Genomic DNA, 11,621 nt, shown 5'->3' on the forward strand with positions numbered 1-11,621 from the left:
CACGCTTCTTGCCCGACAAGCGTAAGCGTCACGTTAATCGACCCGCGACCCGGCAACATTTGCGTACCGGATCGGATGCATCTCACGCAGCCACCGCGGCCGCCGCCGCCGCCGCCGGGACCAGCGCGGCCAGGTCGATCGCAAGCATCGGCTCGCCGTCGCGCTCTACCAGCCCACGCGCGATCGAGGCCCAGGCGGGATCGAGCGCGATGCCGTTGGCCAGCGGCTGCAACGCGAACGGCGCGACATCCTCCAGCGCGTCGACCAGCAGGGCATAGTGGTGACCGTCGACATGGACGATCACCGCGCGGTGTGCGGCGTCCTGCGCGGGCACCCCCAATGCGACGCGGGTGTCAATGACGGTGACTACCCGGCTCCGCAGCGCCGCCAGCCCACGCACCACCGCGCTGGTTCGCGGCACCGCCGTCACCTCCCCGATATCGACCACCGATTCGACCTGCCCCGAATCGATCGCGACGGTGCGCCCGGCAAGTTGGGCGACCAGATAGAGTCCGCTCATCGGCCGCCTCCCGCATGCTGGCGCTGGACCGCGGCGAGGATCCCCGGCCGGTCATAGCGATAGATGCTGCCGTCCGCGCCGGCGGCGGCGATGCGCTGGCGGCGCAGGCGCAGCACCGGCGCGGCGTCGCCCGGCGCGATCTCGGCATCGTCGAACGCCAGCGTCGCCAGCGTACCCTCTTCGTGATCGAGCGTGGTCACCACCCGGTATCCGGCCTGTTCGAGGATCGGGCGCAGGAAGATGCTCATCCAGCCGTCGCCGCTGTCGACGATCCGCACCGCCCCCGGCGCGGCATCGCGGCGTTCGGCATGGGTCGCGAACAGCCAGTGCGCGTCGAGCAGCTCGACCGGCTCGTCATCGACCAGCACCACCCCGGCGATCGGCCCCGGCGCGCGCGGCGGGGATATGCGTTCCGGCAACGCGACGATATCGAGCGCATCGGCGATGGCATAGCCGATCTCGCTGCTGTCGTCGCGCAGGCGCAGCACGCCCAGCCGTTCGCGGCCGCCGATGTCGCCCAGCGCCGCCAGCGGCAGCACCTGGCCGTCGATGGTCAAGCGCAGCGTACCGGCGGTGAACGATGCCGCGTCGGCATCGACCTGCTCGACCCGGTCGACCACCGCCAGCGGTACCGCCCGCACCATGTCGTCCAGATCGCGGAACAGCAGCGCGGGAATACCCGGCGTCTCCGCCACCGCGTCGCCAGCGTCCTCGTCGGCGCCGATCGCGCGGTCGAAGCGCAGCCCGGCGTCGGCCGCGATGCCGGCGCAATCGATCATCAGCATCGGCCGGCCGCTGTCGGGCAATGTCTGCCCGGCGTAGAGCCCCGACGCCATCACCGCCGGCGCCGCCGGCTTGATCACCAGTTCCTCGGCGTCGAGCACCGAATCGACCGCCAGCGCGAAACTGCCGACGCCCAGCCCGACGATCGCCAGCATCCGACCGCTCGGCAGCGGTTTACCCCCGGCCAGCCCCAGCCGCTCGCCCAGATCGATCAGCGGCAGCCGCCGCTCGCGCACCGTCACGACGCAGCTGTTGCCGACCTGGTCGACGCGGATCGCCTCGCCATATTCGGTGACGATTTCCTCGATCGCCTGGCGCGGGATGGCGAAAAGCTGTTCGCCGACCCCGACGACGATGGTCGGGATGATCGACAGCGTCAGCGGCACATGCACCGCGATGCGCAGCCCGCGCCCCGCGACGCTGTCCAGCTCCACCCGGCCGCCGATCTGCTCGATGCCGGTGCGGACCACGTCCATGCCGACGCCGCGGCCGGACACGTCGCTGACCTCGTCCTTGGTGGTCAGGCCGGGGGCGAACACCAGGTCCAGCCGCGCCTTGTCCGACAGCGCGCGCAATTCGCGTTCGTCGCGGCCCCCGGCAACCAGCTTGGCGATGACGCGGTCGATGTCGATGCCGGCGCCGTCGTCGGCGATCTCGACGATGATCTGGTTGCCGGACTGGCGCGCCGACACGGTCAGCCGCCCGTTCTCGCGCTTGCCCGCCGCGCGGCGGAGCGCCGGCGTTTCGATCCCGTGGTCGATCGCGTTGCGGATGATGTGGACCAGCGGATCGCGCAGCACCTCGATCATCTCGCGGTCCAACTCGACGTCGGCGCCCTCGATGTTGAGCGACACCGACTTGCCCAGCGCCGCCGCCGTATCGCGCACCAGGCGCGGCAGCGGAGAGAACAGCTGGTCGATCTTTTGCATCCGCGTGCGGGTGACGGTGTCGCGCATGTCGGAAACGGTGGCGGACAGGCGTTCGAGCGCCGCCTCGATGGCCGGGTCGGCATTGTCCTCGCGCAGGCGGCGAGCGAGTTCGTTGCGCGCCAGCACCATGTCCGACATGCCGCTCATCATCCGGTCGAGCAGTTCGACGTTGAGCCGGACGCTGCGCGACGGCGCGCGCTGCGCGGGTTGCGCGGTCTGCGCGACCTCCGCCGATCCCTCGGCCAGCGCGGCGATCAGCAGTTCTTCACCAGTGTCCGCGATGGCGCTGCCGGCATCGATCGCCTCGACCAGTTCGCCGATGCGGTCGACGATCGCCAGCACCGCGTTGACCAGCGCGCGATCGGGCACGCGGTCCCCCGCGCGCACCGCCGCCAGCACATCCTCGGCGGCGTGGCTCAGCCGGGCCAGGCGCGGCAGGTCGAGGAAGCCGCAGCTCCCCTTCACCGTATGGACGAAACGAAAGATCGCATCGAGCCGGGCACCGTCGGACGGATTCGCCTCCCATGCGACGATCTCGCCCGAGAGCGCCTCCAGCGTCTCGCGCGTCTCGGCAATGAATTCCTGGAGAAGATCGTCCATCGGGCCCCACGCAATCGCGCGGCGACCCTGCCCCCGACAGGGTTAAGGCGACGTTAGCACACGGGCGGCGGCACACGAGGGCGGCGCCACGAGGACGGCGGCAATGGTCGGCAGGCGCATCGCCGCATTCGTCCTGCCCGCCTATGGCGATGCCGAAGGGCCAGGACTTGCCTGATCGGCGCGCGTTTCCAAACCGGTTCCGCCTCGCCGTCTGGCAAATTTCGATGGACGAGGGCAACGCTTCTTGCCCTTCTCACACAAAGATGCGAGGCGCGAAGAACGCTTATACTTTGGGGGGTATTATCAATCATGCGGAATAAATTCGGGGCAGCCACTATCGCCGTGGCTATGGTAGCGATTTCAACCCCTTCGACCACGGCCTTCGCCCAGAGCAGGTCTATTTCCACGCAGTATCTGACGGGAACGTGGAAAGAAGACCAACAATGCCAGAGCCGCGAATCGATGATATTCTTCGTGAACCAGACGATGTCGTCGGCCGGTTCGATACCGGCCAATTACGCGGTGACCGGCCCCCAGCAGATCACGCTGCACGGTCCCGGCGGGACCTCGCTGATCGGCGTTCAATATGTCAATCAGAACCAGATCGTCGTCACGCTGCAGAATCAGGCGGCGGTCATGTATCGCTGTTCGACGAACTTTGCTCCGCCGCCGCCGAACAATTCGGGCCAGGGGCTCACCAACGCCTATTTCGTCGGGAGCTGGGGTGAGAACGGCAATTGCACCGCACCCGATGTCTTCCTGACCGGCGGGCAAATGCGGTCCGGCAACGGCGGCGGCGGCACCTGGGCGCTGTTCGGGCAAACGCTGCGGCTGACGCTGACCAATGGCGGGACTGTCGATTTCGACGTGCAGTCGAACGGCCGCCGCAACATGACGCTGACGCGCGCGGGATTTGCCCCCGTCAACTATACCCGCTGCTGATCGATGCCCCACCGCGCTTCCGCGATCGCGGGGGCGCGGCGGGCGAGCGTCCAGGCCGAGCCCGAACAGTGATGAGGGCCGGTCCTGGCCAGCGGCTCCAACGCTGGAAGCCCGCCACAACCAGGGGGGATGCTTAGGCGGCGGCGGCCGGCGCGGCGAACGCGGCGCCAAACATCAGCGCGGGCGCGTCTGGCTCCGACACCTGCAACGATCCGCCGTTTTCCGCGACCAGGGCACGGGCGAGATGTGCGGCGGCCGAACGCGGGGTGACCGGCACACCACCGTCGCCCGACAGCGCGACGCGCAGTTCGTCGTCGAGGATGATGCGCGGCCCCTGCGCGCGCACCACGATCTCGACATGGCCGTCGACGGTCTCCGCGCCGATATCCAGGTTGCCGCCACGCACCAGCGCGTCGCCGGCGATCAGCGCCAGGTTGAGCAACACCTTCACCGCCCCCTTGGGCAGCGACTCCTCGTCGACCAGCCAGCCGATCGCGACGCGGTGGTTGTCGCCGAACAGCCCGGCGATCGCCGCCTGCGCTTCGCGCGAATCGATGCTCTCGCCGAAACCGCCCGCCGCGCCGAACGCCAGGCGAAAGAACTTCAGCTTGTTGGCCGACGCCTTGGCGCTTTCGGACAGCAGCTCCAGGCACCGTTCGCGCATCGCCGGATCGGTTTCGTCGGCGAGCAGCTCCAGCCCGTTGTTGAGCGCGCCGACCGGCGACAGCAGATCATGGCACAGCCGCGAGCAGAGCAGACTCGCGAAATCGGTGGGGGAAAGGTTCAAATGACTGGCTCCGCTCGACAAGCCGGCCTTTTGACGGAAGCGTCACGTCGCTGCAACCGGGGATGTCGCGAGTTCCACCGGCACGAAACCACGGGTCGTCGCGCGCCACAACCGTGCCTGCCCACCACCACCCACGATCAGCCAGAGCCGCCCGTCCGGCGCGGCGTTGGCAGCATCGGTCGGCGAGGGATCGGCGCGGCCGCCGGGGTGCGAATGGACGTATCCGATCAGCCGCTCGCCTCCCGCCCGCTCCGCACGCAGCGCAGCGATCAGCGCGGCCGGGGCGATCTCGAAATGGCGCGCCGGGTCGGGGTGGACGTTGGCGGCCTGTCGCCACCCGGTGATCGCGGCGTCGGTGCCGAACAACAACCCGCAGATCTCCGCGCGGTCGGCGGCGGCGGCGGCGCAAATCGCATCGATCACCGATCTTGAAATTTCGACCCTCATCACCATCTTCCTAGCTGAATGAGCCGGGGGGTTTCCATCATCGAAGCGCGGATTGCGGACACGGCCGACGGCTGGCGTCTCGATCGTGCGCTGGCCGATGCGGTGCCCGCCCTGTCGCGGGAACGGCTGAAGGCGCTGATCTCGTCCGGGCAGGTGACCGGCCCCGACGGGCTGGTCCGCGACCCGGCGCGCAAGGCGCCCGCCAACACCGCCTTCCGCATCGCGGTGCCGGAGCCCGAACCGGCGCATAATGAAGCGCAGGCGATCGACCTCGTCGTCGCCTATGAGGACGAGCACCTGATCGTGGTCGACAAGCCGGCGGGGCTGGTCGTCCACCCGGCGGCGGGCAACCCAGACGGCACGCTGGTCAATGCCCTGCTCCACCATTGCGCCGGGCAGTTGTCGGGGATCGGCGGGGTGGCGCGGCCGGGGATCGTCCACCGCATCGACAAGGATACCAGCGGGCTGATCGTCGCTGCCAAATCGGATCGCGCGCACGAAGGGCTGGCCCTCCAGTTCAAGGCGCACAGCATCGACCGGCGCTACCGGGCGATCGTGTCGGGCCAACCGAAACTGCTGGCGGGCACCGTCGACGCCCCGCTGGCGCGCAGTCCGCAGAATCGCAAGAAGATCGCGATCGTCGCCGGCGGCCGGCGCGCGGTCACCCACTACACCCGGCTGCAACTGCTGCGCGACGCCGCGCTGGTGGAATGCCGGCTGGAAACCGGCCGCACCCACCAGGTGCGCGTCCACATGGCCTCTCTGGGGCACCCGCTGGTCGGTGATCCGGTCTATGGACGCACCAAAGCGGCGCATCGTGCGTTACTGGAAACGCTGAATTTCCGGCGGCAGGCGTTGCACGCCGCCCGGCTCGGGTTCATCCACCCGATCAATAGCAAGTCTATCGTGCTGGATAGCGAAATCCCTGCCGACATGCAGGAACTGTTCAGCCAGCTTATCGTATAAAGTTTGGAAAGCGGCGCGACGCCCGTGGGCGCGCCCGCAGAAGGGAGACTTCGACATGGCAAGTGGCACAAACGTCCCCGCGACGATCCCCGCGCTCGGCGGAGAGGCGAGCCTCAACCGCTATCTGTCCGAGATCAAGAAGTTCCCGATCCTGGCGCCCGAGCAGGAATATATGCTCGCCAAGCGTTTTCAGGAACATGGCGATCCCGAAGCTGCGGCACAGCTGGTCACCTCGCACCTGCGGCTCGTCGCCAAGATCGCGATGGGCTATCGCGGCTATGGCCTGCCAGTGTCGGAGCTGATCTCCGAGGGCAACATCGGCCTGATGCAGGGCGTCAAGAAATTCGAGCCCGACCGGGGCTTTCGCCTCGCCACCTATGCGATGTGGTGGATCCGCGCCTCGATCCAGGAATTCATCCTGCGGTCGTGGAGCCTGGTCAAGATGGGCACCACCGCCGCGCAGAAGAAGCTGTTCTTCAACCTGCGCCGGATGAAGTCGAAGCTCGACGCGTTCGAGGAAGGCGACCTGTCGCCCGAGCATCTCGCCAAGATCGCCAAGGATCTGGGCGTGACGGAGGATGAAGTCACCTCGATGAACCGCCGCATGGCGATGGGCGGGGATACCTCGCTCAACGTGCCGATGCGTGAGGACGGTGAGGGTCAGTGGCAGGATTGGCTGGCCGACGATTCGCCGCTCCAGGATACCGTCGCCGCCGAAACGCAGGAGGCGGAGGTGCGCCACGACATGCTGGTCGAGGCGATGGATGACCTCAACGATCGCGAAAAGCACATCCTGACCGAACGCCGCCTGACCGACGATCCCAAGACGTTGGAGGAACTGTCGCAGGTCTATGGCGTCAGCCGCGAGCGGGTCCGCCAGATCGAGGTGCGCGCGTTCGAAAAGCTGCAAAAGGCGATGATGCGCCTCGCCGGCGACCGGCGGCTGCTGGCGACGGCGTAGTCCGGCATCCCCCTGCTCCCGCGCCGGCGGGAGCCGAGGGATCAAGGCCACGTTGTGACCCCGGACTCCTGCCTGCGCGGGCGCACGGCGATCGAAAAAAACCCGTCCCCCCTGTCGCCCGATCTGTTCTAACGTCGCTCGCATGGGGGACGCCATCACCAGAACCACCGCCGCGCCCGGCCGCGCGAAACGGCCGCGCTCTTTCGTGCGCCGTATCCTCGGCTGGCTGCTTAGGCTGATCCTCGCCTTCGTGCTGCTGTCGGTGGCGATGACCATATTGTACCGCTTCGTCGCCCCGCCGATCACCTGGACAATGATCGGCGACGTGTTCGCCGGGCACGGCGTCACCCGGAAATGGATGCCGCTCAGCCGGATCGACCCCGACATGGCGCGCGCGGCGATCGCCGCCGAGGATTCGCGTTTCTGTGAGCACCATGGCTTCGATTTCAAGGCGATCGCCGGCGCGGCGGTGCGCAACGCCAAGGGCGGGCGCATTCGCGGCGGGTCGACGATCAGCCAGCAGACCGCGAAGAACGTGTTCCTGTTCCAGAACGGCGGCTATGCGCGCAAGGCGCTGGAGGCCTATTTCACCGTCCTCATCGAGACGATCTGGGGCAAGCACCGCATCATGGAGATCTATCTGAACGTCGCGGAGACCGGCATCGGCACCTATGGCGTCAACGCCGGCGCGCTGCGCTATTTCAAGCACGACGCCGCGCAACTCTCCCCGCGTGAGGCAGCGCAGATCGCGGCGGTGCTGCCGCTGCCGAAGAAGCGCGCCGGAATCGCGCCCAGGGGATTCACCCGCCGCTATGGCAACGCGATCGATCGCCGAATCGACGTGGTCCGCAACGACGGTCTGGACAGCTGCATCCGTTAGCTGCCGCTGCCCAACCGGTCCCGCGACGACGGCCGCGAACGCGAACTACCGAATCTTGTTGACCGCATCCTGCGCGGCGTCGCCGACCTTGTCGGCCGCCGCGCCGACGTCGCGCGCCGCCTGGCTGACCGCCTCGGTCTGGACGCGGTCATTGTGCCCGCGGTTGAACAGGAACAGCGCGGCGACGACGATTCCGACCAGCAGCACCAGCGCGAACACCATCGCTCCGCCGCCGCCGCGCCGCTCGATCACCGTCACGCTCGGCTGGACCGGCGCCGGCGCCGGCTGCGCGGTCCGCGTCTCGATGCGCCCATTGTCGATCGGGTCGTCACTCATCATCCGTCCTCCTCCTTTGGCGACGGATTGAAACGAGCCGGATCGTCTCGCCGTTCCCTCAGAACGGCAGCTTGAAGCCCGGCGGCAGCGGCAGGCCGCTGGTCAGCTTGCCCATTTCGGACTGCGACGCCGCGTCCGCCTTGGCCCGCGCGTCGTTGAACGCGGCGACCACCAGATCCTCCGCCATCGCCTTCTCGCTCGGCTGGAGCAGCGATTCGTCGATGTCGATCGCGATGATCCGCCCCTTGGCGGACGCGCGGACCTTGACCAGCCCGCCGCCCGACGCACCCTCGACCTCGATCGAATCGAGGTTCGCCTGCGCCTTGGTCAGCTCGTCCTGGACGTTCTGCGCCATCGCCATGATGTCTTCGAGGCTCTTCATGTTCAGCTCTCTCTTGGCCATTTGAGTTGTGCGTCGGGGAAGGCCGCCAATGCCGCCGCGACGATCGGCGATGCAAGCACCGTCTGGCGCTCCGCCTCGCTGGCCGCCTGTGTTTCTTCCTGCAACGTCGCCGCGCCCGGCGTCGCCTCCGTCGTGATCCGCCATTTGCGCCCGGTGATCCGCCGCAACGCGTCGCTCAGCTCGCGCGGGAAATCGGCCGGCATCGGCGTGGTCGAGCTGGCGACGATCTCGGGCGGGTCATAGGCCACCGGGCGTAGCGAGTTGCGGACGCGGCGTCCCAGCATCTGTTCCTGATTGGCCTCGAGCAGCGCGGCAAGCTCGGCCACCGTCGCTGGCAACGCCGCCGCCGTCGCGGGCGCGGCGGGCGGCGCGGCCGGTGCCGGCATCCCCTCCCCGCTCGCCAGCCGCCGGGCCAGCTCGCCAGGATCGGGCAGGCTGGCGGCATGGATCAGCCGCAGCAGCGCCATTTCGGCCGTCTCGATCGGCAGCGCGGCGCGGGCGACCTCGTCATGCCCCTTCAGCAGCAGCTGCCACAGCCGGTGCAACGCCGGAAAACCCAGCTCCGCCGCCCAGCCGGCGAACGCTTCGCTCTCCTCGGCCGGCTGCGACGCGGACATATCGGCGCCCAGCTTGGCCAGTGTCACACCGTGGACCGTCTCCAGCAGCGTCTTGAGCACCGCCGCCGGATCGACCCCCAGATCATATTGCTGGCGCAGCCCGGCCAGCGCCGCCGCGGCGTCGCCCGCCAGCAGGTGGTCGAACAATGCGCGGATCGCGCCGCGGTCGGACAGGCCCAGCATGTCGCGCACCGCATCGGCGCCGACCGCCCCGCCCTCCTGCCCGGCATGGGCGATCGCCTGGTCGAGGATCGACAGCCCGTCGCGCGCCGATCCCTCCGCCGCGCGCGCGATCAGCGCCAGCGCGTCAGGCTCGGCTTCGACGCCCTCCGCCTCCACCACATGCGCGAAATGCGCCGCGAGCAATTCGGCCGGGATCCGCTTCAGATCAAACCGCTGGCAACGCGACAGCACCGTCACCGGCACCTTGTTGACCTCGGTGGTGGCGAACAGGAACTTCACGTGCGCGGGCGGTTCCTCCAGCGTCTTGAGCAGCCCGTTGAAGGCCGCCTTCGACAGCATGTGGACCTCGTCGATGATGTAGATCTTGTAGCGTGCCGACACCGCCGCGTAGCGCGACGCCTCGATGATCTCGCGGATGTCGTCGATGCCGGTGTGGCTGGCGGCGTCCATCTCGATCACGTCGATGTGGCGCCCCTCCGCGATCGCGCGGCACGGATCGCATTCGCCGCACGGGTCGATCGTCGGTCCGCCCTGCCCATCCGGGCCGATGCAGTTGAGCGCCTTGGCGATCAGCCGCGCGGTCGATGTCTTGCCGACCCCGCGCACGCCGGTGAGCAGGAACGCATGCGCGAGCCGGTCGCGCCGGATCGCATTACCCAGCGTGGTGACCATCGCATCCTGGCCGATCAGCGCGCTGAACGTCTGCGGCCGGTACTTGCGCGCCAGCACGCGATAGACGTCGTCGCGCTTGGGCTGGGGCGGCTCGCCAAGATCGAAGGAATCGGACATTGCCGTCTATCTAGGGTCCAAAACCGGCGATGTCGATGCTGCGTTCCCGCTTCGTTCCGGTCAGTGGAGCGTCGGGTCGAGGTGGCCGAGCTTGTCGGGGTTGCGGGTGACGTAGATCGCCTTGATCCGCCCGTCCTCTATCAGCAGCGCGGTGGTCTGGATCATCCCGTCGCTCTCGCGGCTGACGAAACCCGGCAACCCGTTGACGAAACCATAGCGGACGAGGTCGGACCCGTCGCGGGTGAAGAAGCGTGCGAGGCTGCCCCACAGCTTCATCGCGTCGTCGATCCCGCGCACCGGGCGCAGGCCGGCCCTGCGCTTGCCGCCGCCGTCCGAATAGATGGCGACGTCGCTGGCGAGCAGGCCGCTCAGCCGCGTCATGTCGCCCTCACGCGATGCGGCGAAGAACGCGGCGGCCAGTTCCAGCCCGCGCTCGCGTTCGATGGGAAAGCGCGGGCGTTCGGCGCGCACATGCTCCCGCGCACGTGCGGCGAGCTGGCGGCAGGCGGCCGGATCGCGGCCGATCGCCTCGGCGACCTCGTCGAATGCGGCGCCAAACACGTCGTGCAGCAGGAACGCGGCGCGTTCGAGCGGGGACAGGCGTTCGAGCGCCAGCAGCAGCGGCAGCGTCACGTCCTCGACCGGTTCCGGCTCGACCACCGGGTCGGGCAGCCACGGTCCGACATAATCCTCCCGCCGGTGCCGCGCCGACTTGAGGTGATCGAGGCACAGCCGGGTCACCACCCGCCGCAGGAACGCCTCCGGCTCCCGCACGGCATCGCGATCGGTGCCGTGCCAGCGCAGGAAGGCGTCCTGCACCACATCCTCGGCATCGGCGACCGATCCCAACATGCGATAGGCGACCCGGATCAGCCGCGGACGCAGCGGATCAAAGCTGGCTGCGGCGTCCGCGGCCGATCCGGGCGACATCACGCCGCCTTCGCCACGCTCGGCGCATGCCCGGCATGGACCGCACGGAAACCCGCGCCAAAACGATTCCACGCGTTGATGATGCCGATCAGCATCGTCAGCTTCACCTGCTCTTCCGGGGAAAATTCGAAACCGAGCTCGGTGTAATCCTCATCCGGCGCGTGCGTTTCCGCAAGCCGGGTGAGCGATTCGGTCCACGCCAGCGCGGCGCGCTCACGCGCGGTGAACAGCGGCGATTCGTGCCACGCGGCCAGCATCGTCAGGCGCACTTCGCTTTCGCCCATCTTGAGCGCCTCCCGGCTGTGCATGTGCAGGCAATAGGCGCAGCCGTTGATCTGCGAGGCGCGGATCTTGACCAGTTCCTGCAACGACGGCTCCAGCCCTTCGGCGGCCAGTCGTGCGGAGAAGTCCGCAAAGGACTGCATCATCTGCGGGGCGATTTCCCAGGGGTTCAGGCGCGGGGTCATGTCACGTCTCCTTTGGTTGACCCAAGCAAGACGAGACAGGCCGCGCCGGTGTGACACGACAGTGAAATTTTATCGGTGGGA

13 protein-coding genes are annotated in these 11,621 nt (G+C 68.3%); 4 read left to right on the plus strand and 9 right to left on the minus strand.

What is annotated here, in order from left to right; all coding sequences use genetic code 11:
• Window positions 1–82: 82 nt before the first annotated feature.
• Together VNR91_RS07940 and VNR91_RS07945 are read right to left on the minus strand one after the other, a co-directional pair.
• Entirely contained in the window at window positions 83–520 is a 438-nt protein-coding gene (locus tag VNR91_RS07940) for a chemotaxis protein CheW (protein ID WP_325490229.1), read from the minus strand.
• Window positions 517–2,832, minus strand: coding sequence for a chemotaxis protein CheA (locus VNR91_RS07945; protein ID WP_325490230.1), 2,316 nt, complete (start codon window positions 2,830–2,832; stop codon window positions 517–519). The genes VNR91_RS07940 and VNR91_RS07945 overlap by 4 nt, the downstream gene beginning before the upstream one ends.
• A 309-nt stretch (window positions 2,833–3,141) precedes the next feature.
• Between VNR91_RS07945 and VNR91_RS07950 the strand changes: the two genes are divergently transcribed.
• A complete protein-coding gene (locus VNR91_RS07950) occupies window positions 3,142–3,774 on the plus strand; it encodes a hypothetical protein (RefSeq protein ID WP_325490231.1) in 633 nt (210 codons plus the stop codon).
• A 133-nt stretch (window positions 3,775–3,907) separates the two neighbouring features.
• Here the strand turns inward: VNR91_RS07950 and VNR91_RS07955 are convergent, their stop codons facing one another.
• Both VNR91_RS07955 and VNR91_RS07960 read right to left on the minus strand, forming a co-directional pair.
• Window positions 3,908–4,561, minus strand: a complete 654-nt coding sequence (locus VNR91_RS07955) for a histidine phosphotransferase family protein (protein ID WP_325490232.1) — start codon at window positions 4,559–4,561, stop codon at window positions 3,908–3,910.
• Window positions 4,562–4,603: 42 nt separating this feature from the next.
• On the minus strand, window positions 4,604–5,008 hold the full coding sequence (locus tag VNR91_RS07960; protein ID WP_325490233.1) for a Mov34/MPN/PAD-1 family protein: 405 nt from the start codon (window positions 5,006–5,008) through the stop codon (window positions 4,604–4,606).
• Between the two features lie 18 nt (window positions 5,009–5,026).
• Between VNR91_RS07960 and VNR91_RS07965 the strand changes: the two genes are divergently transcribed.
• From VNR91_RS07965 to mtgA, 3 genes are all read left to right on the plus strand, one after another.
• Entirely contained in the window at window positions 5,027–5,974 is a 948-nt protein-coding gene (locus VNR91_RS07965; RefSeq protein ID WP_325490234.1) for an RluA family pseudouridine synthase, read from the plus strand.
• Between the two features lie 55 nt (window positions 5,975–6,029).
• Window positions 6,030–6,935 carry an RNA polymerase sigma factor RpoH gene (gene rpoH / locus VNR91_RS07970; protein WP_325490235.1) on the plus strand — a complete coding sequence of 302 codons (906 nt, stop codon included), beginning with the start codon at window positions 6,030–6,032 and terminating at the stop codon, window positions 6,933–6,935.
• A 205-nt stretch (window positions 6,936–7,140) separates the two neighbouring features.
• Window positions 7,141–7,815, plus strand: coding sequence for a monofunctional biosynthetic peptidoglycan transglycosylase (gene mtgA, locus VNR91_RS07975; RefSeq protein ID WP_325490236.1), 675 nt, complete (start codon window positions 7,141–7,143; stop codon window positions 7,813–7,815).
• A gap of 45 nt (window positions 7,816–7,860) precedes the next feature.
• On the opposite strand, the gene VNR91_RS07980 is transcribed toward mtgA, so the two are convergent.
• The 5 genes from VNR91_RS07980 to VNR91_RS08000 are packed head-to-tail and all read right to left on the minus strand — an operon-like array spanning window position 7,861 to window position 11,540.
• A complete protein-coding gene (locus VNR91_RS07980; protein WP_325490237.1) occupies window positions 7,861–8,154 on the minus strand; it encodes a hypothetical protein in 294 nt (97 codons plus the stop codon).
• A 55-nt stretch (window positions 8,155–8,209) separates the two neighbouring features.
• Complete coding sequence (locus tag VNR91_RS07985; protein WP_325490238.1) at window positions 8,210–8,533, minus strand: YbaB/EbfC family nucleoid-associated protein; 324 nt, start codon at window positions 8,531–8,533, stop codon at window positions 8,210–8,212.
• 2 nt (window positions 8,534–8,535) lie between these two features.
• Window positions 8,536–10,143, minus strand: a complete 1,608-nt coding sequence (locus VNR91_RS07990; protein ID WP_325490239.1) for a DNA polymerase III subunit gamma/tau — start codon at window positions 10,141–10,143, stop codon at window positions 8,536–8,538.
• Between the two features lie 60 nt (window positions 10,144–10,203).
• On the minus strand, window positions 10,204–11,073 hold the full coding sequence (locus tag VNR91_RS07995) for a sigma-70 family RNA polymerase sigma factor (protein ID WP_325490240.1): 870 nt from the start codon (window positions 11,071–11,073) through the stop codon (window positions 10,204–10,206).
• A complete protein-coding gene (locus VNR91_RS08000; RefSeq protein WP_325490241.1) occupies window positions 11,073–11,540 on the minus strand; it encodes a carboxymuconolactone decarboxylase family protein in 468 nt (155 codons plus the stop codon). Before VNR91_RS08000 ends, VNR91_RS07995 begins: the two co-directional genes overlap by 1 nt.
• Window positions 11,541–11,621 lie beyond the last annotated feature (81 nt).

This window comes from Sphingomonas sp., assembly GCF_035555815.1.
Lineage (GTDB): Bacteria > Pseudomonadota > Alphaproteobacteria > Sphingomonadales > Sphingomonadaceae > Sphingomonas.

What these genes read in the sequence shown, in the direction of transcription:
- VNR91_RS07940 (WP_325490229.1), bottom strand. Translation starts at nt 520, where the DNA reads ATGAGCGGACTCTATCTGGTCGCCCAACTTGCCGGGCGCACCGTCGCG.
- VNR91_RS07945 (WP_325490230.1), bottom strand. Translation starts at nt 2,832, where the DNA reads ATGGACGATCTTCTCCAGGAATTCATTGCCGAGACGCGCGAGACGCTG.
- VNR91_RS07950 (WP_325490231.1), top strand. Translation starts at nt 3,142, where the DNA reads ATGCGGAATAAATTCGGGGCAGCCACTATCGCCGTGGCTATGGTAGCG.
- VNR91_RS07960 (WP_325490233.1), bottom strand. Translation starts at nt 5,008, where the DNA reads ATGAGGGTCGAAATTTCAAGATCGGTGATCGATGCGATTTGCGCCGCC.
- VNR91_RS07965 (WP_325490234.1), top strand. Translation starts at nt 5,027, where the DNA reads ATGAGCCGGGGGGTTTCCATCATCGAAGCGCGGATTGCGGACACGGCC.
- rpoH (WP_325490235.1), top strand. Translation starts at nt 6,030, where the DNA reads ATGGCAAGTGGCACAAACGTCCCCGCGACGATCCCCGCGCTCGGCGGA.
- VNR91_RS07980 (WP_325490237.1), bottom strand. Translation starts at nt 8,154, where the DNA reads ATGATGAGTGACGACCCGATCGACAATGGGCGCATCGAGACGCGGACC.
- VNR91_RS07985 (WP_325490238.1), bottom strand. Translation starts at nt 8,533, where the DNA reads ATGAAGAGCCTCGAAGACATCATGGCGATGGCGCAGAACGTCCAGGAC.
- VNR91_RS07990 (WP_325490239.1), bottom strand. Translation starts at nt 10,143, where the DNA reads ATGTCCGATTCCTTCGATCTTGGCGAGCCGCCCCAGCCCAAGCGCGAC.
- VNR91_RS07995 (WP_325490240.1), bottom strand. Translation starts at nt 11,073, where the DNA reads ATGTCGCCCGGATCGGCCGCGGACGCCGCAGCCAGCTTTGATCCGCTG.
- VNR91_RS08000 (WP_325490241.1), bottom strand. Translation starts at nt 11,540, where the DNA reads ATGACCCCGCGCCTGAACCCCTGGGAAATCGCCCCGCAGATGATGCAG.